This is a genomic window from Nocardia sp. CA-119907 (genome assembly GCF_050955995.1).
Classification (GTDB): domain Bacteria; phylum Actinomycetota; class Actinomycetes; order Mycobacteriales; family Mycobacteriaceae; genus Nocardia.
Map to the genome: position 1 here is coordinate 9,088,584 of NZ_CP192091.1, position 25,739 is coordinate 9,114,322.

Annotated in this window: 23 protein-coding genes; 10 read left to right on the forward strand and 13 right to left on the reverse strand. The window is 66.0% G+C overall.

Annotation, left to right across the window (positions count from 1 at the left end):
• Positions 1-108 precede the first annotated feature (108 nt).
• From ACQP2D_RS40780 to phoU, 4 genes are all read left to right on the forward strand, one after another.
• A complete protein-coding gene (locus ACQP2D_RS40780; protein ID WP_433681220.1) occupies positions 109-450 on the forward strand; it encodes a hypothetical protein in 342 nt (113 codons plus the stop codon).
• Positions 451-1,296: 846 nt separating this feature from the next.
• Positions 1,297-2,418, forward strand: a complete 1,122-nt coding sequence (gene dusB, locus ACQP2D_RS40785) for a tRNA dihydrouridine synthase DusB (RefSeq protein WP_433685914.1) — start codon at positions 1,297-1,299, stop codon at positions 2,416-2,418.
• Between the two features lie 351 nt (positions 2,419-2,769).
• A complete protein-coding gene (locus tag ACQP2D_RS40790) occupies positions 2,770-5,025 on the forward strand; it encodes an LCP family protein (RefSeq protein ID WP_433681221.1) in 2,256 nt (751 codons plus the stop codon).
• 101 nt (positions 5,026-5,126) lie between these two features.
• Positions 5,127-5,789 carry a phosphate signaling complex protein PhoU gene (gene phoU / locus ACQP2D_RS40795; protein ID WP_433681222.1) on the forward strand — a complete coding sequence of 221 codons (663 nt, stop codon included), beginning with the start codon at positions 5,127-5,129 and terminating at the stop codon, positions 5,787-5,789.
• Positions 5,790-6,143: 354 nt separating this feature from the next.
• On the opposite strand, the gene pstB is transcribed toward phoU, so the two are convergent.
• From pstB to ACQP2D_RS40825, 6 genes are all read right to left on the reverse strand, one after another.
• The gene (gene pstB, locus ACQP2D_RS40800) at positions 6,144-6,920 is read right to left on the reverse strand and encodes a phosphate ABC transporter ATP-binding protein PstB (protein WP_355181844.1); all 777 of its coding nucleotides are present in this window, start codon (positions 6,918-6,920) and stop codon (positions 6,144-6,146) included.
• 19 nt (positions 6,921-6,939) lie between these two features.
• Positions 6,940-7,845, reverse strand: a complete 906-nt coding sequence (gene pstA / locus ACQP2D_RS40805) for a phosphate ABC transporter permease PstA (protein WP_433681223.1) — start codon at positions 7,843-7,845, stop codon at positions 6,940-6,942.
• A complete protein-coding gene (gene pstC, locus ACQP2D_RS40810) occupies positions 7,845-8,837 on the reverse strand; it encodes a phosphate ABC transporter permease subunit PstC (RefSeq protein WP_433681224.1) in 993 nt (330 codons plus the stop codon). The genes pstA and pstC overlap by 1 nt, the downstream gene beginning before the upstream one ends.
• A gap of 91 nt (positions 8,838-8,928) precedes the next feature.
• Positions 8,929-10,044 carry a phosphate ABC transporter substrate-binding protein PstS gene (gene pstS / locus ACQP2D_RS40815; RefSeq protein WP_433681225.1) on the reverse strand — a complete coding sequence of 372 codons (1,116 nt, stop codon included), beginning with the start codon at positions 10,042-10,044 and terminating at the stop codon, positions 8,929-8,931.
• A gap of 248 nt (positions 10,045-10,292) precedes the next feature.
• Complete coding sequence (mshD, locus tag ACQP2D_RS40820; RefSeq protein WP_433681226.1) at positions 10,293-11,204, reverse strand: mycothiol synthase; 912 nt, start codon at positions 11,202-11,204, stop codon at positions 10,293-10,295.
• 78 nt (positions 11,205-11,282) lie between these two features.
• Positions 11,283-12,050 carry a winged helix-turn-helix transcriptional regulator gene (locus ACQP2D_RS40825; protein ID WP_433681227.1) on the reverse strand — a complete coding sequence of 256 codons (768 nt, stop codon included), beginning with the start codon at positions 12,048-12,050 and terminating at the stop codon, positions 11,283-11,285.
• A gap of 241 nt (positions 12,051-12,291) precedes the next feature.
• Between ACQP2D_RS40825 and ACQP2D_RS40830 the strand changes: the two genes are divergently transcribed.
• The 6 genes from ACQP2D_RS40830 to ACQP2D_RS40855 all read left to right on the forward strand — a co-directional run bounded on the left by ACQP2D_RS40830 (position 12,292) and on the right by ACQP2D_RS40855 (position 16,533).
• Positions 12,292-13,098: an LmeA family phospholipid-binding protein gene (locus ACQP2D_RS40830; protein WP_433681228.1), complete on the forward strand. Its 807-nt coding sequence runs from the start codon at positions 12,292-12,294 to the stop codon at positions 13,096-13,098.
• Positions 13,095-13,535 carry a thioredoxin family protein gene (locus ACQP2D_RS40835; RefSeq protein WP_433681229.1) on the forward strand — a complete coding sequence of 147 codons (441 nt, stop codon included), beginning with the start codon at positions 13,095-13,097 and terminating at the stop codon, positions 13,533-13,535. Before ACQP2D_RS40830 ends, ACQP2D_RS40835 begins: the two co-directional genes overlap by 4 nt.
• Before the next feature lie 328 nt (positions 13,536-13,863).
• The gene (locus ACQP2D_RS40840) at positions 13,864-14,466 is read left to right on the forward strand and encodes a DUF4395 domain-containing protein (protein ID WP_433685915.1); all 603 of its coding nucleotides are present in this window, start codon (positions 13,864-13,866) and stop codon (positions 14,464-14,466) included.
• Between the two features lie 31 nt (positions 14,467-14,497).
• Positions 14,498-15,331 carry a sulfurtransferase gene (locus ACQP2D_RS40845; RefSeq protein WP_433681230.1) on the forward strand — a complete coding sequence of 278 codons (834 nt, stop codon included), beginning with the start codon at positions 14,498-14,500 and terminating at the stop codon, positions 15,329-15,331.
• A 4-nt stretch (positions 15,332-15,335) separates the two neighbouring features.
• Positions 15,336-15,641 (forward strand): DUF1416 domain-containing protein, encoded by a 306-nt coding sequence (locus tag ACQP2D_RS40850; RefSeq protein ID WP_433681231.1) that lies wholly within the window; start codon positions 15,336-15,338, stop codon positions 15,639-15,641.
• Positions 15,642-15,825: 184 nt separating this feature from the next.
• On the forward strand, positions 15,826-16,533 hold the full coding sequence (locus tag ACQP2D_RS40855; RefSeq protein WP_433681232.1) for an FABP family protein: 708 nt from the start codon (positions 15,826-15,828) through the stop codon (positions 16,531-16,533).
• Here ACQP2D_RS40855 and ACQP2D_RS40860 read toward each other — a convergent pair.
• From ACQP2D_RS40860 to ACQP2D_RS40890, 7 genes are all read right to left on the reverse strand, one after another.
• A complete protein-coding gene (locus ACQP2D_RS40860; protein ID WP_433681233.1) occupies positions 16,530-17,114 on the reverse strand; it encodes a Uma2 family endonuclease in 585 nt (194 codons plus the stop codon). The two genes, ACQP2D_RS40855 and ACQP2D_RS40860, sit on opposite strands and share 4 nt — an antisense overlap.
• Before the next feature lie 65 nt (positions 17,115-17,179).
• Complete coding sequence (locus tag ACQP2D_RS40865; RefSeq protein WP_433681234.1) at positions 17,180-17,617, reverse strand: hypothetical protein; 438 nt, start codon at positions 17,615-17,617, stop codon at positions 17,180-17,182.
• Positions 17,618-17,907: 290 nt separating this feature from the next.
• Positions 17,908-19,878 (reverse strand): ATP-binding cassette domain-containing protein, encoded by a 1,971-nt coding sequence (locus ACQP2D_RS40870; RefSeq protein WP_433681235.1) that lies wholly within the window; start codon positions 19,876-19,878, stop codon positions 17,908-17,910.
• Positions 19,879-20,026: 148 nt separating this feature from the next.
• Positions 20,027-21,961 carry a thiol reductant ABC exporter subunit CydD gene (gene cydD / locus ACQP2D_RS40875; protein ID WP_433681236.1) on the reverse strand — a complete coding sequence of 645 codons (1,935 nt, stop codon included), beginning with the start codon at positions 21,959-21,961 and terminating at the stop codon, positions 20,027-20,029.
• A 2-nt stretch (positions 21,962-21,963) separates the two neighbouring features.
• Positions 21,964-22,995 (reverse strand): cytochrome d ubiquinol oxidase subunit II, encoded by a 1,032-nt coding sequence (gene cydB / locus ACQP2D_RS40880; RefSeq protein ID WP_433681237.1) that lies wholly within the window; start codon positions 22,993-22,995, stop codon positions 21,964-21,966.
• Between the two features lie 9 nt (positions 22,996-23,004).
• A complete protein-coding gene (locus tag ACQP2D_RS40885) occupies positions 23,005-24,501 on the reverse strand; it encodes a cytochrome ubiquinol oxidase subunit I (RefSeq protein ID WP_433681238.1) in 1,497 nt (498 codons plus the stop codon).
• Positions 24,502-24,677: 176 nt separating this feature from the next.
• Positions 24,678-25,595: an aminodeoxychorismate lyase gene (locus ACQP2D_RS40890; RefSeq protein ID WP_433681239.1), complete on the reverse strand. Its 918-nt coding sequence runs from the start codon at positions 25,593-25,595 to the stop codon at positions 24,678-24,680.
• Between the last annotated feature and the right edge of the window lie 144 nt (positions 25,596-25,739).

The window sequence follows — 25,739 nt, forward strand, 5'->3', positions numbered from 1 at the left end:
TCGACTTGACAAACCGAATGATGCCCGAGCGGGTTGCGCCGTCCGTCGGGCGGCGGCAGGTAACACGACGGGGGGTTGGCGCTGTTTCCTGAGTATAGAAATGGAGTCGTGGCTCCCGTCTATATGACGATGTGCGCATTGGATCGGCTCGATATCCGGCGGAACGCATCCCAGGTGGCTGGCAATATTGATACGAATGCCCTGAAGTCGATTGCCGAGTGGGGGAACGGCACCCGGCCGCACAGGTCTCTCGCTACAGCGCACAACGCGACAACAAACCGCATCAGCGATATCGGCAAAGACGCAGCAATTGCGCTCGAGACATCGCGGTCGCCGGACTTGCCTTGCATTTTTCGAGTTGTTGTCGAAGCGGCCGTAGCCATAGCTGCCGGGCTGGGCGGTATCGCGAAGGGCGTGTACTTCGTGGGCTGGGGCAGCGTTGATCGCTGACGAAGCGGCCACAGACTCCGCCATGACTGCGGCCGTGGTAACGGGGGCCAACACTCGTGCTGGGCGCTCGAGTTGGCTAGCTAGGAGCGATCAAAGCCACTGCGCCGGATAACTCGGCGTGGACAAACACTGACAGAAGGCGTCATCGTTCGACAATGGCACCCGACTGGATCGCATCGCAGAATGGTCGATAAAATAACCGGCCGAGAGTAGCGGCATGAATAGCAAGGCGCTCTCGCAAAGCGGTCGAGGTACGGTGTGTTCATTGACGCCTGCGCTAATCGCGTCATTCAGAGCTCTGTTCATGTTGAAATTGGAGCAAACGGGCGGCAGCATCGAAATTACTGATGTATATATAACCGCAATCGCGATCACTTCAGTACTTGCAGTGTTCATTCCAATTTTATCGGTGAGCGATCGTGTCCCAGCCCGGCTGCGGTACTCAGCGATAGTCGCGTTAGCCCTAGATGCGGCAAGTATCGCCGGGGATGGCCTCGTGCTCACGCGCAGGTATAGAAACGGTTTATCTATTTCGTGGCATTTACGTTCGTATGTGTCGCATTGTTCTTGGCGGGCGTCGTGATCAGGATCGTTACAAGTTCACGGTTTGGCGGGGAGCTACTCGAGCCGTGCATGGGCTCGATGTCGGTTTGGGCGAGTCGGACCTTGGCCAGGATCTCGTCGGCGGTAGCGATCTCGAATCTTCGGTGGCTCGGATCACACGCACAAGGACCGCTCCACCACCTAGAAGGGTGAATCAGCGCACGTCAGCCCGTACGGCTTGGGGCCGCCCCGGCAGCAAATGCGACACTGGTGGGCGTGACGATTACCGCTGAGGCCAAGAGCATGCTGCGGATCGGGCCGTATCCGGTCGATCCGGCGGTGGTGCTCGCCCCGATGGCGGGGATCACGAATCTGGCGTTCCGGAAGCTGTGCCGGGAGTTCGGCAGCTCCACATCGATCTATGTGTGCGAGATGATCACCGCGCGTGCGGTGGTGGAGCGCAATGAGAAGACGCTGCACATGATGTCCTTCGACGAGGACGAGCATCCGCGCTCGATGCAGCTGTACGGCGTGGATCCGGCCACCCTCGGCGAGGCCGTGCGGATCATTATCGGCGAGGGCTGGGCCGATCACATCGATCTCAATCTCGGCTGCCCGGTGCCGAAGGTCACCCGGCTGGGTGGCGGCGCGGCGCTGCCGTACAAGCGCGCGCTGTTCAGCAAGATCGTCAAGGCGATGGTCTCGGGTGCCGAACCGGCCGGTGTCCCGGTCACGGTGAAGTTTCGCATCGGCATCGATGACGACCACCTGACGTATCTGGACGCGGGCCGCATCGCCGAGGCCGAGGGCGCCAAGGCCGTCGCGCTGCACGCCCGCACCGCCGCACAGCGATATTCGGGCCAGGCCGACTGGACCGCGATCGCCCGACTCAAGGAAGCCGTCACCACGATCCCGGTGCTCGGCAACGGCGATATCTTCTCCGCCGCCGACGCGGTACGGATGATGGACGAAACCGGTTGCGACGGAGTCGTTGTCGGGCGCGGTTGCCTCGGCCGCCCGTGGCTGTTCGCCGAACTGCAGGCGGCACTGCGCGGCGAAGCACTGCCCGAGGCGCCGAATCTCGGGCGGGTCGGCGAGGTGCTGTACCGGCACGGCGCACTGCTCGCCGAACACCTCGGCGAGGACAAGGCCATGCGTGATCTGCGCAAGCATATGGCCTGGTATCTGATGGGCTTCCCGGTCGGTGCCGAGCTGCGCCGCAGCTTCGCCACTGTGTCGAGTCTCACCCAATTGCAGGATCTCATCGGCGAACTCGACCCGACCGCGCCGTTTCCCCGCGATGCCGAAGGTCCGCGGGGCCGCCAGGGGTCACCGGGCAAGGTGGCGCTGCCACACGGCTGGCTCGATGATCCGGACGATCCGGCCGTCCCCGCGGGCGCCGATCTGATGCACAGCGGCGGCTGATTCTTTCGAGCGACATCCGATCGTCAAGAATCCTCCCACCAGCGCGCACGCACTTCCGACACACCTCTGCGTCCCGTTGATTTCGCACTGGGCTGGCTCGCCGTGGCGGAATCGTTATCATTGGCGGAATCGGTCATGCCGGTCGAAAGCGGCCGAAACGGCAGCAGAGACGAAAAGCGAGGTTCGTTAGTGGGTGACGATCGGCACGGGCAGTCGCCACGGCCCGGAGGTCGCGCCCCGTGGGAGCGCTATCCCACGGCGGATTACCCCGACCGGGACGGCGCACGGTCGTCCCGCAGAGCCCGACATAACGATTCCGAACCGGGCTCGGCCCCGCTGACGGTTCAGGACTTGGTCCAGAAGGTCGACAACGAACGCTCCGGACGCAGGCGGCGATCCGAGACCGCCGCTCCGAAACCCCCGGAATCCGCCCCGGCCCGGTCCGCGGACTCCCCGCGCCAGTCCGATATCCCGCCGCGCACATCGAGCGCCCCAGCCGGACGGCAGGCGGACGCACCGCCGCGCACATCGGGTACCCCGGCCGGACGCAAAGCCGACGGACCACCCCGCACATCAGGCATCCCAGCCGGACGCAAAGCCGACGCACCACCCCGCACCTCGAGTACCCCAGCCGGACGCCAGGCCGACGGACCGCCGCGCACGTCGGGCATCCCGGCCGGACGCAAAGCCGACGGACCGCCCCGCACCGCAACTCCAGCCGGACGCCAGGCCGATGCGCCGCCGCGCACATCGGGCATCCCGGCCGGACGCAAAGACGCACCGCCCCGTACCTCGAGTGCCCCGGCCGCCAGCAAGGCCGAAGCACCGCCCCGCACGCCGGGCACCGCTCGCCGCACCGGGTCCTCCGCGGTCGTCGACGACATCGCGGGCACCTCGACGGCCGCCGGCGCCGCGAAGCGCCGTACCGCCACGGCCTCCGGCGGGAACGAACCGCCCGAGGTCGTCACCGACGTCATTCCGCCGGTAGAGGAGACCCCGTCCACCAAGAAGCGCGCCAACGGCTGGCCGACCACCGATTCGGACGCACCGAAAACAGCCGCGGCATCGACCCGCGTCGGCCTGTCCCGGCTCGCCGCGAGCCGGCAGCGCCGCACTAAGCGGCTACAGCTGGCGGGCCGGGCCACCGCGATCATCTTCGCGGTGATCGCGCTGCTGGTCACCGGCGGCGGCTGGAGCTATCTGCGTTCGACCGCCAACGGCTTCACCCAGGTCTCCGCGCTCGACGACCATCCCGAGGATGTCGTCGACTCGGGCGCACAGCTCGGCGATGAGAACTATCTGCTCGTCGGCACCGACACCCGCGCCGGCGTCAACGGACAGGTGGGCGCCGGCACGCTCGACGACGCCGAGGGCGCCCGCGCCGACACCGTCATGCTGGTGAACATCCCCAAGAACCGCTCGCGCGTCGTGGTGGTCTCCTTCCCCCGCGATCTGGATGTCACCCGGCCGCAGTGCAACGGCTGGGACAACGACAAGGCCGAGTACACCAACGAGGTCTTCCCCTCGGCCATGGGTGACAAGCTCAACGCGGTTTACGCGCTGGCCGGACCGAAGTGTCTGGTCAATGTGATCCGGAAGATGACCGGCCTGAGCATCGGACACTTCATCGGCATCGACTTCGCCGGTTTCGAGGCGATGGTCGACCAGGTCGGCGGCGTCGATGTCTGCACCCCCAAGCCGATCGTCGACGGCATCCTCGGCACCGTGCTGGAGACTCCGGGCCGACAGCGCGTCAACGGCGCGACGGCACTCAACTACGTACGCGCCAGGCACGTCTACGGCGAAGAACGCAGCGACTACGACCGGATCAACCGCCAGCAGCGGTTCCTGGCCTCGCTGCTCCGCGGTGCGCTGTCGAGCCGGGTGCTCTTCGATCCCGGCAAGTTGAACGGCTTCATCTCCGCGTTCACCAGCCACACCTTCGTGGACAAGGTCCAGCCCACCGACCTGCTGACCCTGGGCCGCTCGCTGCAGAAGGTCGACGCGGGCGCGGTCACCTTCCTGACCATCCCGACCGCGGGCACCACCTCCTACGGCAATGAGATCCCCCGCGAGTCCGATATCAAGGCGATCTTCCGCGCCGTCATCGACGACCAGCCGCTGCCCGGCGAGAAGAAGTCGACTCCGGCCCCCGGATCGATCCCGTCGGCCCAACCGGCGCCGCCGAAGCTCTTCGCGGTCGACCCGGGCACGGTGTCGCTGCTGGTCTCCAATGGTTCGGGGACGCCGGGCGTGGCCAATAAGGCGGCGACCAAACTCGGCAACCAGGGCTTCCAGATCTACAACACCGGCAATTACTCCGGCGGGAATTCCGAGGTCGCCACCAAGGTCCGGTTCGGCTCCGGCCATGAGGCCGAGGCGGCCACCGTGGCCAGCTCCCTGCCGGGGGCGACCATGGAGGAGGCGAAGGATCTCGGCGGCATCGTCGAGGTCGTGATCGGCGCCGACTTCGCGGGCACGGTACGGACGCCGACGCCGGTCGGTGACCCGATCTCGAATGTGTCGGTCACGGTATCGAGTGCGGCGCCGGTCACACTGCCCTCGGATCTGGAGCACGTCAACGCCGCCGACGACACCTGCAAGTAGGTATGGCCCCGAACTGGGGCAACACCGTCGCTAATGTTCGGCACCACTCATTAACCCTGTGTTGGTGACTAGGTCAGCACTGGGCACTAGTGTCTGTTTTCATGCGTGTCATCTACAACGAGCAAATGGCCGACCTCGCCCACCTGCTGGGCGAGATGGCTGGTCTGGCGGGTTCGGCGATGGACCGGGCCACCCAGTCTCTGCTCCAGGCCGACCTCACCCTGGCTGAGTCGGTGATCAGCGAGGACGACCGGATCGCCGAAATGATCAGCGAAGCCGAGGAGAAGGCGTTTGCCCTGCTTGCGCTGCAGGCACCGGTGGCGGGCGATCTGCGACAGGTAGTGAGCGCGATCCAGATCGTCCAGGATGTGAACCGGATGGGCGCGCTGGCACTGCACGTCGCCAAGGTGACTCGCAGGCGCCACCCCAATCACGCGCTACCCGAGTCGGTGAACGGCTACTTCGCCGAAATGGGCCGCATCGCGGTGAATATGGGCAAGAGCGCCAAGGAGGTGCTCGAGACCCGCGATCCCGAGCGCGCCGCCCAGCTCAACGAGGACGACGAGGCGATGGACGATCTGCACCGTCACCTGTTCACCCTGCTGATGGACCGCGACTGGAAGTACGGCGTCGCCGCGGCCGTCGACGTGACCCTGCTAGGCCGCTACTACGAGCGCTTCGCCGACCACGCGGTGGAGATCGGCCGTCGAGTGATCTTCCTGGTCACCGGCGTGCTCCCGCCGGATCCCGACGCCGAGTCCTGATACCGGCGAAACCGCCTGCCGGACAAGGAAACCAGGGCACGCACGCGAACATCCCCGCAACGGGACCAAGCACGCGCCGCGCCGTCGCTCCGCTAGCCGGATCCACTGGATCCCGGCGCAAACCGGGACGACGGCGCGGCCATCATGCAGCTCGAACGAATTACATCGGCCGACAGAGCCAAAAAGGCCCGCGCCGTAGCGCGGGCCTTCACATTTCGGTCGGTTCCGCTGATTTCCCGAGCAGATGGGTAACTCGCCGGGTACGGGCTCATGTGCTCCGCACCTGCTGCCAGTCGCCAACATCACCTTCAGGCACCTGAGTCCGGCGCCTGAAGGTGCTGGGGGGGCGAGCCTCTATCCGAAGCGGCCGGAGATGTAATCCTCCGTCGCCTTCTGGCCCGGGTTGGAGAAGATCTTCTCGGTATCGTCGATCTCGATCAGCTTGCCCGGCTTGCCCTGCGCCTCCAGGTTGAAGAAGCCGGTCTGGTCACTCACGCGCGCGGCCTGCTGCATGTTGTGGGTGACGATAACGATGGTGAATTCCTTCTTCAGCTCGGTGATCAGGTCCTCGATCGCCAGGGTGGAGATCGGGTCCAGCGCCGAACACGGCTCGTCCATCAGCAGGACATCGGGCGATACCGCGATCGCGCGCGCGATGCACAGACGCTGCTGCTGACCACCGGAGAGGCCGCCGCCCGGCTTGTCGAGGCGGTCCTTGACCTCGTTCCAGAGGTTGGCGCCCCGCAGCGAGCGCTCGGCGACCTCGTCGAGCTCCTTCTTGTTGCGCACACCCTGCAGCTTCAGCCCGGCCACCACATTGTCGCGAATCGACATGGTGGGAAACGGGTTCGGGCGCTGGAACACCATGCCGATGGTCCGGCGCACGCCGACCGGGTCGACCTGCGAGCCGTAGATGTCCTCGCCGTCGAGCAACACCGCGCCCTCGACGCGGGCGTTCGGGGTCACCTCGTGCATCCGGTTGAGCGAACGCAGCACGGTGGACTTACCGCAACCGGACGGGCCGATGAAGGCGGTCACGCTGCGCGGCAACACCGACAGCTTGACATCGGCAACCGCGTGGAATTTGCCGTAGTAGATGTTCAGGTCTTTGACGTCGATCCGCTTGGCCATCTGAATATCCGTTTCGCTTCTATCGGTTCCGCGTGAGCAGCTTGTTGACGACCGCGGCCGCCGCGTACAGCAGGGCGATCAGCAGGATGAGCGTCAGCGCCGCACCCCACACCCGCGCCCGGCCCGCAGGCTCCGGATTCGCCAACTCTTGGTAGATCAACAGCGGCAGCGAGGCCATATTGCCGTCGAAGAGGTTGGTGTTGATCGACTTGCTGTAGCCGACCAGCACCAGCACCGGCGCGGTCTCACCCATCACGCGGGCCAATGAGAGCAGGATGCCGCTGATCATGCCGGGCGCCGCGGTCGGCACGACGATCCGAACGATGGTCTTCCACTTCGGAATTCCGAGTGCGTAGGACGCCTCGCGCAATTCGTCGGGAACCAGCTTGAGCATTTCCTCGGTGCTGCGGATCACCACCGGCAGCATCAGCAGCACCAGGGCCAGCGATACCGCGAACGAGCTCTGCGGGAAGCCGAATGTCGCGATCCACAGCGCGAAGATGAACAGGGCCGCGACGATGGAAGGCACACCCGCGAGGATGTCCACCATGAAGGTGGTCACCTTGGCAAGCACGCCACGACCGTATTCGACCAGGTACACGGCGGCCATGATGCCCAGCGGCACCGCGATGATCGCAGCGACGAGGGTCTGCACGATGGTGCCGTAGATCGCGTGGTACACACCGCCACCGGTCTGATCCGGCAGGATGCCCTTCTGCGATTTCTGCCACCAGTCCGGCGAGACCACGGCGTCGATGCCCTTCGACACCACCATGAACAGCACCCAGACCAGCGGCACGAGTGCGATCGCGAAGCAGATCCAGACCACTCCGGTGGCGATATTGTTCTTGACCCTGCGGGCCGTGCTGACATGCCGGAAGGTGGGTGCCTTGACCGGCTTGTCGAGAGTCGTCGTGGTGGTCATTACCCGTTTACCCTTCCACCGGATACGAGCCGCGCCAGCGCATTGACGATGAAGGTCAGCGCGAAGAGCACGAAGCCGGCCGCGATGTAGGCACCGGTCGGCAGTGGCTGACTGAATTCCGAAGCGGCGGCGGCGATTTTGGAGGCGAAGGTGTAGCCGCCGTCGAACAGCGACCAGTGCCCGGCCTGCGCCGAGGTGCGCAGAATAACCAGCACCGCGATCGTCTCACCGAGCGCGCGACCGAGGCCGAGCATGGATCCGGCGATCACACCGCTGCGGCCGTAGGGCAGCACCGTCATCCGGACCATCTCCCATTTGGTCGCGCCGAGCGCCTGCGCGGCCTCGATATGCGAGACGGGCGTCAGGTTGAAGACCTCACGGGAGACCGAGGTGATGATCGGCAGGATCATTACCGCGAGCACCACGCCCGCGGTGAAGATGGTGCCGCCACCGGAGATCGACACATTGCCGTCGGAGAACAGGAAGAACCAGCCGAGCTTGTCGTTGAGGAAGGTCTCGACGGGTTCCATCCGCGGCGCGAGCACCAGGAAACCCCACAGACCGAACACGATCGACGGCACCGCCGCCAGCAGATCGACGAGCATCGCGAACGGACGCGCCATCGGCTTCGGCGAATAGTGGGTCAGGAACAGCGCGATACCGACACCGATCGGCACCGCGATCACCAGCGCCAGGATCGAGCTCAGCACCGTGACCATGAGCAGGTCCCGAATGCCGAACCGCAGATGGTCGGCATTGGTGGTGCTGAATTCGGTACTGGTGAAGAAGTTCGCCTCGTTCGCCATGATCGAGGGCCAGGCCCGGATCAATAGGAACAGGGCGATCAGCGCGATGGCCGCCACGACCGTCGCACCCGCCGCGGTGGCCAGCGACCGGAAGACGACCTCGGCCCCTTGGCTGTGGCCTTTTCTGGACTTGGCGGCAGCCGGATCCTTCGGTGAGGCCGGTTCGGTGCTCGGTTCACTCGACATAGGGGCAGTATCTCCAGCCGCCCGCGGGCCAGTCGAGTCCGACTGGCCCGCGGCGGTCACCTCAGGGTGCACGGTCATGGCGTGGCGGCTATCAGTTGATGGCGGCGATGGCGGTGGTCAGCTTGGTCTTGAACTTGTCCGGGATCGAGACGTAACCCGCTGTGTCCAGACCCTTCTGGCCGTTGTTGACGGCCGAGGTCAGGAATGCCTTGACCGCCTTGGAGGTGTCGGCGTCGGCGTACTTCGAGCAGACGATCTCGTAGGTCGGCAGGATGATCGGGTAGGCACCGGCCGCGGTCGGCTTGTAGAACGACGAGGTGTCGAGCACCAGGTCGTTGCCCTCGCCCTTGATCTTCACGCTGTCGACGGCCTTGGCCGCGGACTCCGGGGTCAGCTTGACCGGGTCCTTGGACGCCGAGGTGACGATCTGCGCGATCGCCAGGTTCTGCGCCTTGGCGAAGGACCACTCGTTGTAGGTGATCGAGTTCTTGGTGCTCTTGATGGCGGCCGAGGTGCCCTCGTTGCCCTTGGCACCTTCACCGACACCGCCGTTGAAGGTCTTGCCGGCACCCTTGCCCCACGCGCCGTCGGAGGCGGCGTCGAGGTAGAGCTGGAAGTTGTCGGTGGTGCCCGACTCGTCCGAACGGAAGATCACCGCGATGGGGCCGGACGGCAGGGTGGCCTTCGGGTTCAGCGCCTTGACCTCGGGGGCATCCCACGAGGTGATGGCACCGGTGAAGACCTTGGCTAGGGTCGGGCCGTCGAGCACGAGGTCGCTCACGCCGTCGATGTTGTAGGTGACCGCGATGGGGCCGAAGACGGTCGGCAGGTTCCAAGCCGGGGCACCGCAGCGCTCCTGCGCCTTGGCGGGCTCACCCTTCTTATCGCTCAGCGGCGAGTCGGAACCGGCGAAATCGGTCTGGCCACCGAGGAATTCGTTGACACCCGCGCCCGAACCGCTGGAGGTGTAGTTCAGGGTCTGGCCGCTGCAGTTGCCCTCGTAGGCGGCGATGAAGCGCTCCATGGCGTTCTTCTGCGCCGAGGAGCCGCTGGCCTTGAGGGCCTTCTTGCCACCGCAGGCGACGTCGACCTTGGCGACGTTGCTGGTGTCACCACCGGTCGAGTTGTCATCACTGCCACAGGCGGCCAAGGGCATGGCGACGGCCGCCAGCACACCGATCATGGCGCTGCTGCGCTTGAGGTTCACAAATTCCTCCGGGAATCGCGTTCGACACGCCCGGTCCCTCACCGGCCCGGGCGGGTTTCGTGGTGCCGTTCGCGGGGAACTTGCGCACCAGGCGGCAACTGCGCCGCCCGTATGTAACGTAAGGTCGCTCGGTTGACAGTTGGACCAAGCTGAGTGAACACAGGGTGAACAGCCCGGCGCGATTGGGCACGTGTTGTGTGACATTTGCCCCAGTGTTACTCGAGTAACCCCGATGGGCCGCTTGTTATTCAGTCACGGGCCGAATACGCGACGTCGATGTGGGCGGGGGTGAAGCCGAGTCGAGTGTAGGTGCGCACTGCCGCCGCGTTATCTGCCTCGGTGTAGAGCAGCACCTCCGCGAGATCCCGTTCCCGCAGGTAGTGCAGGCCGGCGAGGGTGAGCAGACGGCCGAGCCCCCGGCCCTGCGCGACCGGATCGATACCGACCACATAAACCTCGCCGACCGGCGGGTTCTGTTCGTAATGCACCTTGGTCCAATGGAATCCGAGGATGCGGTCCGGATCGGCCGGATCCACCGCGATGAACAGCCCTTTCGGGTCGAACCAGGACTCCTCGCGCCGCATCTCGATATCGCGTTCGGTCCAGCCACCCTGTTCCGGATGCCAGGCGAAGGCCGCGCTATTGACGCGCAACAGTTCAGCGTCGTCGGCCGGCCCTTCGTAGGTCCGCAGCACGATGCCTTCCGGTACCGCCAACTCGGGTAGCTCCGGTGTTGCCAAAGGGCGCCGCATCTGCCACAGCTCGCGGGCGGTGCGCAGGCCGAGACGGGTCGCGAGCGCCTTGGCCGCGGGCCGGTCACCGTGCGCCCACACCCGAGCTCCGGGTCCGCCCTTTTCCAGTGCGGCGCTGACCAATTCGGCCCCGATGCCATTGCCGCGGGCGGCGGGATCGACGGCGACCTCGGCCATTGCGGGGTGTTCGCCATGTGCCGCAACGAGATTCGCGTAACCGGCGATGACATCGTCACGCACCGCGACCAGGTGCGCGGCCCCGGAATCGGCTGCGGCCAGTGAGAGCACGGCCTGTTCGGAGACCGGCTCGACGCCGTCGGCCGCGGCCGCCCGCGCGAGCAGCTCGCGCACCGCGTGCGCTGCTTCGGCGTCGAGCCGCTCACTCCACCGCAGTGTCGTCTCACCCATGAGTCACGTCTCCCTCGTCGTACCGACCCTCGTCACCGCAGCGAACGCGCGAGCCCGGTACGTAATTCCGATGGCCCGCTATTGAACGGAGCCGTTGACCGTCACCGACTGGGAGTCATCGGTGCCCTCGGCGGCTTCGTCGTCGGGGAAGGTGACGGGCTCGCCCTTCGCGGCGGTGCGGGATGGACGGACGGCTTTGTAGCCGACATTGCGGACGGTGCCGATCAGCGATTCGTATTCGCTGCCGAGTTTGGCGCGCAGGCGTCGCACGTGCACATCGACCGTGCGGGTGCCACCGAAGAAGTCATAGCCCCAGACCTCCTGTAGCAGCTGGGCCCGGGTGAAGACCCGGCCCGCGTGCTGCGCGAGGTATTTGAGGAGTTCGAATTCCTTATAGGTGAGGTCGAGCGGGCGACCGCGCAGCCGCGCGGTATAGGTGCCCTCATCGATCACCAGTTCACCGAGGGTGATCTTGCCGGTGTTCTCCGGGCTCGCCACACCGCCGTTGCGGCCGACCAGCAGCCGCAGCCGGGCGTCCAATTCGGCCGGTCCGGTGCCGGGCAGCAGGATGTCGTCCAGGCCCCAGTCGGCATTGACGGCGACCAGCCCGCCCTCGGTGAGCACGGCGACCACCGGCACCGAGGAACCGGTGCTGCCGAGCAGGCGGCACAGGCCGCGGGCCGCGGCCAGGTCGGTACGCGCGTCGACAAGCGCGACATCCGCTGTCCCCGCCTCCAGCAGGGACGCCACCTCCGTCGGCGCCGGACGCACATTGTGCGCCAGCAGCGACAGAGCGGGCAGCACCGACTCGGGGTTGGGGTCGGAGGTCAGCAGGAGCAGCTCCACAAGCCCTCCTCCCATCTCATAGCTCCGGACAACAGCCACACCGCCGGGGCCACGTCGCTGATCACAGGTAATTCGGATGCAAGATTAGCGCGTAAACACCGATGACCTCGCCATCCGGGGTCAGTGTGACACCTCGAGTGCGCCATTCGATACCCGAAACGTACCGCTGAGTAGACCGCGGCCCCGTCCGCGCTCGGGCTGGCGACGGTCCGCGATCGGGCCTGCTATTACTGTGGCCTGCATGCGGAAGCTGATTATCGGGCTGCTGTGCCTCGCGGGACTGGCGGTAGTCATCGATTTCGGCGTCGCCGCCTATTCGGAGTACCGCGTGTCGCGCGCGCTGCGCGTCGGCGCCGATCTCAGTGCGGATCCCGACGTGATCATTCATGGGTTCCCATTTCTTACCCAGGCGTTCGACGGCCGGTACCAGAGTGTCGAGATCCGCGCGCACGTCATGCGTCCCGACATCCCGGGTGAAATTTCGGTCGGGGCGATGCTGACCGGCGCACACCTTTCGGTCGGCGATCTCACCGATGGAAACGTGCGCGCGGTACCGGTGGATCGGGTCGAGGGGTCGATGCGGCTCGAGCCCACCGAGCTCGGTCGGCTGTTCAAAATCCCCGACCTGCAGGTGCATTCGGCACCGGGGGACAAATCCGACGGAACTGGCGGCTCGGGCGGATCCGGAATGACCACCGGTGGTCAGCTCCTGCTCGCCGGCACCATGCCGGGCAAGACCCCGAGCAAGCCGGGCGCACCGCTCAGCGGTGACAATGTGAGCGTGACGGCGGACCTGCGGGTCGACGGCGATCAGATCAAGATCATCGCGACCAGCATCTACCACGGCACGGGTGATGTCACGACGACCGCGGTCGTCACCGATACCGAGCGCCCGAAGATACTCGAGCAGTTCACCCGGACCATCGATACCAACGAACTGCCGTTCGGGCTGCGGCCGACCAAGGTCTACGCAACGGGTGGGCAGATCGTCATCGAGGGTAAGGCCGAGAACGTGACCATCGATCTGGACAGATTGCGTCGACCATGATTCAAATCACAATTCTGCTCGTGATGGTGTTGGCCGCGATCGCGGTCGGCGTCGCACTGCGCCGGCGCGACGGCAAGCTGCGCGCGAACGAGACCGAGCCGAGCACCGAATCGGCGCGTACCGAACTGCTGGCCGCGGTCGGCGTCGACAGTTCCGGTCCGGCGGTGCTGCACTTCTCCGCCGACTGGTGCGGACCATGCGCCGCGGTGCGCAAGGTGGTCGCCGGGGTGACCGAGGATCTCGCCGGATCCCCGCGCCCGCCGCTGGATATCGAGATCGATATCGATGCCGAGCCCGCGCTGGCCAAGGAACTCAACGTGCTCTCGTTACCCACCACCTTCGTCTTCGATATCGAAGGGCGGGAACGGTTCCGGATCTCCGGCGTGCCCAAGTCCGCCGACCTGCGAACCGCGCTGGCACCGCTGACCGTCGGATAAACATCGGCGGATGGCCGCTGACGGCGGAAAACCGGGCGTGACAAGGGTTCATAGCAACTGTGACGAACCCCGGGTCCAATTCTCCGTCGGAACCAGGTAAACTGCTCTGCGTGCAAGCCAACCACGAGCTGATGCTCACCCGACGCCGCACAGTTGATCTGTGTCGCCTCGGTGGTTGTTGCTGCCTGTGTGGCTGAGCGGTCGGCTCCGTCAGAATTCCTGATGCCGACCTGCGTCCGTCGTGCGAGTGATCTCTCGATCCCCCGGCGAACTGGCATTTTTCCCGCCAACAGCACTATTCAGCGCAGGAGTACGCACAATGTCCACGATTTCTCGTAACACAGCCGCTAATACGGCATCGCACAGCGATTCGGTGGGAGGCGGCGGCCGGGTGACGGGTGGGCCCGGAATTTCCGTTGTGGATGTCCGCGGGCCGCGCTTCGCCGCCTGGATCACCACCGGCGTCCTGGTCCTGGTCCTGCTCGCCGCCGCCGTTTCGACGCCGGTCGCCGCGGTGCTCATCGGTCTGCAAGCGGTGGTCTTCGCGATCGGCGCGGCCTATGGACCGCGGCGGCACCCCTATGGCCGGATCTTCGCGGCGTTCATCGCGCCGCGCATCGGTCCGACCGTCGAAACCGAACCCGTGGCCCCGCTGCGGTTCGCCCAATTACTCGGCCTGATCTTCAGTGCCGTCGGCCTGCTGGGTTTCCTGGTCGGCTCCACCGTCGTCGGCGCGGTATTCGTCGGCTTCGCCCTGTTCGCGGCGTTCTTGAACGCGGCGTTCGGGATCTGCCTGGGTTGCCAGATCTATCCGCTGGTCGCCCGCCTCCGCCGGACTGATCCGATAGGTGGTGTCCGCGGGCCCTCCGTGGTCACGCGAGCTACCGCCTCCGGGCCTGACGCGAACACCGCCGGGTCCCCGGCGAACTGACCCTGCAAGTCACCATCCCGAAAGGAACAACATGGCCCGCTCCGATGTCCTGGTCTCCGTTGACTGGGCCGAAGAGAACCTCAACGCCCCCGGCGTCGTCTTCGTCGAGGTCGATGAGGACACCTCCGCCTACGACGGCGGCCACATCGAGGGTGCCGTCCGGCTCGACTGGAAGAAGGACCTGCAGGATCAGGTTCGTCGCGACTTCGTTAACCAGGAGCAGTTCTCCGATCTGCTCTCGGCCCGCGGCATCGCGAACGACGACGAGGTCGTGCTCTACGGCGGCAACAACAACTGGTTCGCCGCGTACGCCTACTGGTACTTCAAGCTGTACGGCCACAACAACGTCAAGCTGCTCGACGGCGGCCGCAAGAAGTGGGAGCTCGACGGTCGTCCGCTGTCCCGCGACGCGGTGAACCGCCCGGCCACCCAGTACAAGGCCGCCGCCCCCGACCTGACCATCCGCGCCTTCCGCGATGAGGTCATCGCCGCCATCGGCGCCAAGAACCTGGTCGATGTGCGCTCCCCTGACGAGTTCTCCGGCAAGATCCTGGCTCCGGCGCACCTGCCGCAGGAGCAGAGCCAGCGTCCCGGCCACATCCCCGGCGCCATCAACGTGCCGTGGAGCAAGGCCGCGAACGAGGACGGCACCTTCAAGTCCGATGCCGAGCTGACCGAGATCTACGGCGAGGCCGGGCTGGACGGGTCCAAGGACACCATCGCCTACTGCCGCATCGGCGAGCGTTCCTCGCACACCTGGTTCGTGCTGCAGGAGCTGCTGGGCCACCAGAATGTCAAGAACTACGACGGCAGCTGGACCGAATACGGCTCGCTCGTCGGTGCACCGATCGAGTTGGGAGAGTAATCACATGTGCGCAGCACCTACCCAGGGCCAGGCCATCCCGGCCGGCGTCGATGTCGAGAAGGAAACGGTCATCACCGGCCGTGTGCTGAGCTCGGACGGTCAGCCCGTCGGCGGCGCGTTCGTGCGCCTGCTCGACGGCAACGGTGACTTCACCGCCGAGGTCGTCGCCTCGGGTACCGGCGATTTCCGCTTCTTCGCGGCACCGGGCGCGTGGACCGTGCGGGCGCTGTCCTCGTCGGGCAATGGCTCGGCCGAGGTCCGTCCGGAGGGCGCGGGCATCCACACCGTCGACGTGGCCGTCGCCAAGTAGCGAATACCGCAAACGGCCCCGTTGTTTCCTGGATCACCAGGAAGCAACGGGGCCGTTGTGCTGGTCGGGACGCAACTCGTTAGACTCCAAATGTGGTCCTCTTCTTCGAAATTCTGCTGGTGGCCGTGGCCGTTCTGATCGGCTGGTTCGGCCTGTACGTCTTCTACCGGTTGTTCACCGAATCATGAGTGAACTCGCGAGCGAAGGTTCCAACCCGGCCGAGCGAGCGAGTGAACAAATGAACGGCAACGGTCCTGCCGAGCCGTCGGCTCGCCGCAGTGGCGACGAGGCCGTGGCCGAGGCGGCCGAACGGGCGAAGTCGACCGGTGTGCGCAATATTCCGGTGCTTCCGGATCTGCCGCTACCCGAGGACACCGCGAATCTGCGACTCGGCCCGGATCTGAGTTCGTCGATGCTCGCTCTGCTGCCCATGGTCGGCGTATGGCGCGGTGAGGGCGAGGGCAATGACCCCGATCGCGGCGACTACCGCTTCGGCCAGCAGATCATCGTCTCCCATGACGGTGGTGACTATCTGTCCTGGGACTCCCGTTCCTGGGTCATCGAATCCGACGGTTCCTACGGCGGTCCGGATCTGCGCGAGAGTGGTTTCTGGCGCGTCGGCATCGACGGCGATGACGAAGTCATCGAACTGCTGCTGACCCACAGCACCGGCATCGTCGAACTCTTCTACGGCACCGCGCTGACCCAGTCCTCCTGGGAATTGGCCACCGATGTCGTCATCCGCAGCCAGTCCGGCATTGTCGTCGGCGGCGCCAAGCGCCTGTACGGCATCGTCGAAGGCGGTGACCTCGCCTACGTCGAGGAGCGGGTAGTTGCCGACGGGCCGTTGGAGCCCCGCCTGTCGGCCCGTTTGCAGCGCTACATCGGTTAGCCTCGCCGACCGATCGATGTCAGGTCGATATCGATCGGAAACGGGACGTTGATCTTCAGGCGGTCGTGGAAGATGCCGACCAAGCCGTAAGTTCTCGATGCGGGGTCGAGTTCGTAGACATAGACGACGGCGTCATCGTTTCGGCGCTCGACCCGCCAATAGTTCGGTATCCCAGCCTTCGCATATTTGGACGGCTTCGTCTCCCGGTCGCGCTCTTCGGAGTCCGGTGACACCGCCTCGACCGCGAGGGCAACATCCTCGGCGAAGTAGTAGGTGGACGGATCCCCTCGGCGAACCGCCGCCATACTGACCACCAGAACATCTGGCTCCGGCATTTGACGTGGTCCGAGTTTGACGGCCATCTCACGGTCGGCGTAGAGATCAGGCGGAGTTTGTAGGTCGAGGTCCCGCCAGAGAATCGACACGGCCCGACTGTGCCATCTCTCCTGCGGACTCCCGAAGACCAGACCCCCATCGATCAACTCGGTGTGCTTGGGAAGGCCGCGTAGCGCCAAGAAGTCGTCGACGGTAAAACCACCAGCAGGTGGAATCAACCAGTCGGGAAACGGCTCAACGGTCATTGCCCCAGCGTAGCGCCTGTCGGGGTGGAACTTCACCGGAAAAAGTCGCCTGGACAGCGGGCGAATCAGGTTGGGTGCCAGGTGACCAGGAGTTCGTCGGCGAGGGTTTCGACGGCGAGTTTCGAACCGTTCACCTCGAGGACGGCCGCGCGCAGGCGGTCGTCGTGCAGGCGGGATTCGGCGATGGCGGCGATTCGGCAGCCGAGCAGGTCCGAGTACGGGAGTTCCGCGCCGACGTCGAAGGCGGTGTATTTACCGGATTCCGCGACGTAGTCGATGTATTCGGGTTCGGTGAGGCCGGCGAAGGGGTCGCGCCAGGGGGTTGTGGCGACGCGGAGTTCTTCGCCGTCGGTTCCGGCGTCCAGTAGCAGCACCGAACCGTCGTCGAAGGTCAATTCGATGGGACCTTCGGTGCGGTCGACGTCGGTGCCGTGTACGTAGAACATGCGGCGGATCGCACTGATACGGCGACCGACCACTGCTGCGAGTCCCTCCGATGGCATCAGCTACCCCTCGTATCGAACCAGTCGCCGGACTCTACCGCCTGGCGCGATCGGCCCGAAAAAGGAACGGCCCCCGAGCCGTACCCCGCTGGCGGTGAAGCCTGCGTGGGTCCCGGTCGGACAAGACCGGTAGCTCGGGGGCCGGGTGGCTGCCTGGGATTCGCTCAGCGCTCGCGCGAACGGAGATCCGTTGCAGCGGTGGCGCTAGCGGACAGCCACCTCACGAGTCCTATGAACATACATTCTTCGAACCACCTCCTTCCTTGTGTACGAACGAATCTAGCCACGAGTCAGTGGGTCGGCAACGGAATTTCTCGGCTGGCGGAATCACTGGCCGCCCGCCGCGGTCCCGATCCCGGAAAATCGGTCGTGACCTGGCCCGACGCGTCCACATGCAGCACCGCGTCGGCGTGGTGGTCCGGTGGCAGCTGATGGGTGACGACAACCACGATTCGGTCGGGTTCGACCAGCCCGCTATCGATATCGAGCAGATCGCACAGCAGCCGAGCACCCGCCGCCGCCTCGAGATGTTCGGTCGGCTCGTCGAGCAGCAGCACCCGCGCGGGTGAAATGAGCGCACGCGCCAGCAGGATTCGACGACGCTGCCCGCCCGATACCGCCGCCGCACCGCCCACGAGATCGGTGTGCACACCATCCGAGAGCGAGGCCACCCAGTCCCCGAGACCGACCACGCTCAAAGCCTTTTCGGCCTCCGCCGCTGTCAGATCCCCACGCGCGACCCGCAGGTTCTCGAGCACCGTGGTGCCGAAAATATGTGCGTCCTCGGCAAAGAATGTCACCCCTGGTTCGGGCACACCGAACAACCCGGCCCAAGCCATCAGCAATGTCGTCTTTCCGGCACCACTGGGCCCGACAACGGCGATCCGCCGCCCATCAGGGCGCACGGGCAGATTCTCCGGCAAGACGTCTCGCTCACTGCCGAGGTCCGCGCGAGCACCGTCGCTATCGGATGGATCCGGCAGCCCGTGCGAACCGCCGCTGCCGGCTCCGCTCGCGCCGCCGGTGACACCGCGGGTCAGATCGCTCGACAGGGGATCTCGCGCATCGTCACGGAGGTTGGTGTCGCCGGACGGATGCGGCATCCGGGGGGCGGTGGGGCTGAGGGCGGATAGGCGGTGCAGGGCGGCGCGGGCGGTGGTGAGGGATTGGGCCGCGGCAGGGAGCGGGGCGACGGCTTCGAAGGCCGAAAGCGGGAGCAGCACGAGGACGGTGAGGGCCATCGGTGTCATTGCGCCCGGATCGCCGCCGTGCGGGCCGTATATGGCGATGCCGACCAGCAGGGCACCGAGGACGCTCGCGCCGATCGACAGCGGCGTCGCGGCGGCGGCCCAGGCGCTGCGTGCGGCCGCGGCATCTTCCGCGGCGACCGCACGTTGCCCGGCCCGCCGCGCGGCCGCCAGCGCGCCGTCCAATTTGCCGGCGACGCGGAGTTCGGCCGCGTGGTCGAGGACGGTGAGTGCCTGGGCGGTGAATTCGGCACGGTCGGCGCGCACCGCGCGCTCGGCCGCGCGCGCGGCCCACCCCGACAACCACGGTGCGACGATCCCGGCAATAGCCAGCGATACGGCCAGAATCGCCGCCGCACCAATGGAAATGGCGGCCAACAGCCCGATTGCCGCCGATGACAACACGATCGCGACCGCGATCGGCACGAAGACGCGCACCACGACCGCGCCGAGATCGTCGATATCACTACCGATTCGAACCAGGAGGTCCCCGCGCCGCAACGTGGACGCACCGTCCGCGCGCGCCGAAGCCGCGGCACCTACCGACAGGCCATGGGGCGATGCGCTCCCCTCGCTGATCGCATCGACGGGCATCGCACCACCTCGAACCGGCCCATCGAAGCTCTCGGTGTCGGCTGCCGCACCGTCTGAATGCCGGATCGCGTGCCGCATCCAGATATTGGAGTGCGCGAGGGTCCGGTAGACGGTTGTGCGGGCCGTCGTCATCGCTCGAAGTGCGACATCATGGGTGGCCAGGCGTTCCAGATATCGGGCGAGGCCGCGAGAGATGCCGAGAGCGCGTACGGCGACAACCGCGACACTCAGATCGAGGACCGGGGGCATCTGCCAGGCGCGCGCGATCAACCAGGCGGCCAGTGCCGCCAATCCGAGTCCGCTGCCGAGCGCGAGCACACCCCAGCCGATGGCCACGGCGATCCGCCACGGGGACAGCTCGAGCAGCGCCCACATCCGCCGCAGATCCGCGACCATGCGGCGCACCGATACGCTCGACATCGAAGCACCTCCCTCGCCGCCCATTCCGCTGCTCATCGGCCGACCACCTCGACCGACCACCCGCGATCTGCCCAGCCCGCCCGCCGCGCCACCGCACGGCGGAGATCTCTCGACGTTCGCCACCACATCGCGTTCGACGCCCGGCGATTCATCGCGGTACCGCCTGCGCTTCGATGGTTCGCGCCTGCACGCGGACGATGTGGTCGGCGGCGGCGAGGACGGACGGGCGGTGGCCGATGACGATTACGTTGGCACCCGCGCGGGCCCGCTGCTGGAGGGCGGTGAGGACCGTGGCTTCACTGGCGGGGTCGAGATGCGCGGTCGGTTCGTCCAGGAGCAGGACGGGGCGGTCGGCGGCGAGCACCCTGGTGAGGGCGAGGCGTTGGCGCTGGCCCAGCGATAGGCCGACACCGCCCGCGCCGACCACCGTGTCCCAGCCCTGCGGGAGTTCATCCAGGACCGCGTCGAATCCGGTTGCGATACAGGCGGCTTCGAGTTCATCGATGACCCGGGACGCGCCCTTGGCGGTGTGCTCGGGCGTGCGCGCCCCGAGCAGTTCGAGGTTCTCGCGCAGTGTGCCCGGCACCAGGACCGGACGCTGGGGCAGCCAGGCCACCCTGGACCACCAGAGTTGCTGATCCAGCTCGCGCACATCGGTGCCGTCCACCGTCACCGATCCCTGGTCCGGAGTGATCAACCCCAGGATCGCCTGCAGCGCCGTCGATTTCCCGCTCCCGTTCGGACCGGTCAGCACGGTCATTGCGGTGGGACGCAGCATCGCGGTGAGCCCAGCCGGCGCGAAACCGTCTCTGGCGCGCACCGCAAGATCGCGTATCTCGACAATCCCCGCGAACCCGCGCGCAGCATCATCGTCAGTGGATGTAGCGGCACCAACGAGCCCACCATCGGACCCCATCGGCGCGCCACCCACGCCGAGAATTCCCGCACTACGCGAGCCTTCGACGGATTCAGCGTCGCGGGTGGATCGACCTGCCTGCACGGCAAATGCGTCACCAGCACCGACGGACTCGGTCGGCTCGTCAGCACCGGGTCGGGACGAGTCGTGCGCGACGGCGGCGGATTCCGGCTCCAAGACCGCAAAGGCCTTATCTGCCGCGGCCATTCCGTCCTGCGCCGCATGAAAACGCTCACCGACCATCCGCAGCGGCAGATATACCTCCGGCGCCAGGATCAACGCCACCAGCCCGGCGTAGAGACTCATCTCGCCGTATACCAGCCGCAGGCCGATGGAGACCGCGATCAGCGCGACGCTCAAGGTGGCGAGCAGCTCGAGCACCATCGAGGACAGGAACGCGATCCGCAGCGCGCGCATGGTGCGCTGCCGCAACGCATCGCCGAGCTCGCGCACCCGAGGTTGCATCGAACGCGTCCGCGAACCGTTCGTCGCGGTGGCATCGACGCCACCTTCCCGGCCGAGCGCACGCAGCGTCGGCATGCCCGCGAAGAGGTCGAGCAATTGATCCGACAGCCGAGTGGTCGCGGCGAGGGTGGCTTCGGCACGCCCCTGGGTGAGCAGGCCGATGAGGATCATGAAGATCGGAATCAGCGGCAGGGTGACCACCGCGATGACACCGGAGATCGGATCGTGGCATGCGATGACCACCAGCACGATCGGCGGTACCAGGCAGGCGAGTAGCAGTGCGGGCAGATATCCGGTGAGATACGCCCGCAGCCCCGTCAGTCCGGTGCTCACCACCACCGCGAGTTCGGTTCGGCGAGTTTCGAGTTCGCGCGGTGCCAGGCGGGCACCGGCGGCCAGCACGGCGGTCTCCAGTTCCGCCACCACGGTGGCCCCCGCGCGATGCGCGAGCCGGGACTGCACCCAGGTGGCCAGCACTCGACAGCCGATGGCGACCGCGAGCACGATCAACTCGAAGGTCCAAGCACCCAGGGAACGCCGACCGGGATCGGTGATGACCCCGGCCAGCACCCGCGCCACCGCGACCGCGGTAGCCACGATCGAGCCCGTGATCACCAGTGACAGCGCCACACTCAGCACCAGGTAGCGCCGGGCCGAGCGCGCGTGCTTCCACAGTCGGGGATCGACGGGCGGGCGGGCCATGGTCAGTCCTTACCGGTTTCCAGCGGCAGGCCGATCGGCGCCGGAATCTGCTCGACCGTGAGCCGTTTGCGGAATACCCAATACGTCCAACCCTGGTAGCCGAGCACCACCGGCGTGACGACCACGGCCGCCCAGCTCATCACCTTCAGCGTGTACGGCGTCGACGAGGCATTGTCGATGGTCAGGTTGAACAGGTCGCTGATGGTGGAGGGCAGCACATTCGGATACAGCGACCCGAACAGCAGCACGGTGGCCGCCGCGGTCGTGACCGCGGTGCCGACGAAGGCCCATCCATCGCGCTCGGCGAAGCTCGCCGCACCCGCGAGCACCAGTCCGAGCACGGCCAGCACCAACGGAATCCAGGTCCATCCGGTGCCGTAGGCCAGCTGCGTCCACACACCGAATACCCCGACCACGACCGCGGTCGGCACCAGCAGCAACCGCACCGCCTTCGCGGCATCGTCGCGCACCTCGCCACCGGTCTTCAGCACCAGGAAGACCGCACCGTGCAGCGCGAACAGCAATCCGGTCGCGAGCCCGCCGAGCAGCGCGTACGGCCCGAGCAGATCCCATGCCGAACCGGCGATCTGCTTCTTCTCGTTGAGCGGCACCCCGCGCACCACATTGGCGAATACCCAGCCCCACGCCAAAGCCGGTATCCAGGAGCCGATTCCGATCGCGGCATCACACCAGGCCCGCCAGCGCGCGTCATCGATCTTGCTGCGGTACTCGATGGCGCAGACCCGCACGATCAGCGCGACGAGCACCAGCAGCAGCGCGATGTAGAAGCCGGAGAACAGGCTCGCGTACCACTCCGGAAAGGCCGCGAACATCGCGCCGCCCGCGGTCAGCAACCACACCTCATTGCCGTCCCACACCGGCCCGATCGTATTGAGCACCACCCGCCTTCGGGTATCGCTGCCCTTGCCGAGGATCGGCATCAGCATGCCGACCCCGAAGTCGAAGCCCTCCAGTACGAAGTAGCCGGTGAACAGGACGCCGATCAGCAGAAACCAGAACTGTTGCAGATTCATCGTCGGCTCCTAATAGGCGAACGAAAGCTGTTCGACGGCGGGTTCTTCGGCACGATCACGGCCTGCCGGACCACCGGTATCGTCCGGCCCGCCCGGCCGAATCGCCGGCGGTGCTTCGGGTCCGGCGATGGTGTAGCGCCGCATCAGGTAGAACCACACCACCGCGAGGGCGCCGTAGAGCAGGGTGAAGACCACCAGCGAGGTGATCACCGTGCCCGAGACGTGATCGGAGACGCCCTGCTGCACCATCAGCCGCAGCCGTTGGTCACCGCTCGGGTTGGGCGCGACGACCCAAGGCTGCCTGCCCATTTCGGTGAAGACCCAGCCCGCGCTATTGGCCAGGAACGGGGTCGGGATGGCGAGCAGGCACAGCCACGAGTACCAGCGCTTATCGGTGATCCGGCCGCCGCGGGTCAGCCACAGGCCGACCAGCCAGAGCAGGATCGCCCCCGCCGACAGGCCGATCATGGCGCGGAAGGACCAGTAGGTGACGAACAGATTGGGTCGGTAGTCACCCGGACCGAATTTCGCGTTGTACGCCTGTTGCAGATCGGTGACACCGTCCAGCGTGACATCGCTGAACTTGCCCTTGGCCAGGTACGGCAACACATAGGGCACCTCGAGCACATGCGTCACGCTGTCGCAGTTGTTGTGGGTGCCGATGGTCAGTACCGAGAAATCCGGATCGGTCGCGGTATTGCACAGCGATTCCGCCGAGGCCATCTTCATCGGCTGCTGTTCGAACATCAGCTTGCCCTGCACATCGCCGGTGAAGAACAATGCGACGCCGGCGACCACGATCACCCACAGGCCGGCGCGCCCACCGGAACGCCACATCGTGCGCGCCTCGGCGATTTTCGTCTCGTCACCGCTGCGCGCATTGCGTACCATCCACCAGCCGCAGATGCCGACGACAAAAGTGCCCGAGGTGAGAAAGGCTCCGGCGATCACATGCGGAAATGCCGCCAGCGTCGTGTTGTTGGTGAGTACTTCCCAGATGCTGGTGAGTTCGGCGCGGCCGCGCTCCGGGTTGTATTTGGCGCCGACCGGATGCTGCATGAACGAATTGGCCGCGACGATGAAGTACGCGGAGGCGTTCACGCCGATCGCGACGAACCAAATCGTGGCCAGGTGCAGCATTTTGGGCAACCGGGTCCAACCGAAGATCCACAGACCGAGGAAGGTCGACTCCAGGAAGAACGCGACGAGCGCCTCGAGTGCGAGCGGTGCGCCGAAAACGTCGCCGACGAAACGGGAGTATTCGCTCCAGTTCATGCCGAACTGGAACTCCTGCACGATGCCGGTGGCGACGCCGAGCGCGAAGTTGATCAGGAACAGCTTCCCGAAGAATTTGGTCAGCCGGTACCAATGGTCCTTACCGGTGATCACCCAAGCGGTCTGCATGCCCGCCACCAGCGGGGCCAGACCGATCGTCAACGGCACGAAGATGAAGTGATAGACGGTCGTGATGCCGAACTGCCACCGTGATAAGTCCAGGACGCTCAAAACCGACCTCCTGCCGATCTACGACATGACGTAGTAAAGACTACGCCCGGAAAAGGGCCGATCAAGCGGACTTATGCCACGACACACTACGGCTTACCGCCCTCAACGGCCCGTTTTCCCAGCTCGCCACGCGCTCCTACACGGCGTAGTAGGACGAAGATCACCGCCCGCCGAACTCACCAATCGCCGATGGCCCCGGCCCGCTCCACTGCTCGGTCCACCAACTCGATGATCTCGGCCGCATTGTCCGGCGCCATCATGCGCAGTCCGTCCAGCGAATTCACCCGCGCCGCGAGCGTAATGCTCGACATCAGCCAAATGCTGTCGCAGGTCAGCAGATCAGCAGTGAACAACGAGTCATAGGTGCACTTCCACCCGGCCTTCTCGGCCTCGGCGAACAGCGCGCGCTGGGTGACCCCGGGCAGCACGCCGTTCTTCGCGGGTGGCGTGATCAGGTGGTTGTCCCTGGCGATGACCACCGTCGAGCGCGGTCCCTCCAGCACCCGGTTCTCCGTGCTGGTGAAGATCACGTCATCGGCGCCCATGCGCTGGGCGAACCGCAGCGCCGCCATATTGGTGGCATAGGAGAGCGTCTTCGCGCCGAGTAGCTGCCATGGCGCGGCCTGCGCCAGGTCCACCGAGATGCCGCGCGATAGCGAAACCACCGCGACCCCCTCGGTGCGCGCCTTCTGCACCCGCTCCGGAACCGGGAGCACGAGTACATAGGAGGTCGGCACCGGCACCGCGGCCGCGAGATCACCCGACGTGACGCTCGACCGGGGCGACTGCTCGGTGTCGCGGCCCCTGGTGAGCACCAACCGCAGCAGGCCCTCGCGCTCGGTCCCCCACTCCTTCGTCGCCGTCTCGATCGCGTCCCGCCATCTCCCCAGCTCGGGCTCGGGTAGATCGAGCGCCTGCGCCGAACGCCGCAGTCGGCCCAAATGAAATTCGATCGCGCACGCGTTTCCGCCTCGAACCAAAATCGACTCGAAGACGCCGTCGCCGCGCAGTACGCCGATGTCGTCGGCAAACAACAACGGCGCGTCCGGATCTTGGACGGCGCCGTCGAGTGTTACAAGAACTCGATCCACCATGGGACGAGCGTAGGCGGTGTTCGATGACCGCGCCTAGGTCATGAACGAGTTCTGTAAGCCCCCATGACACAGTTGGGTACCGATGCGGTTTGCGACCCTCGCGCAACACCCGCCCACGCCACCATCTTTGGTTCGCGCCTAGAG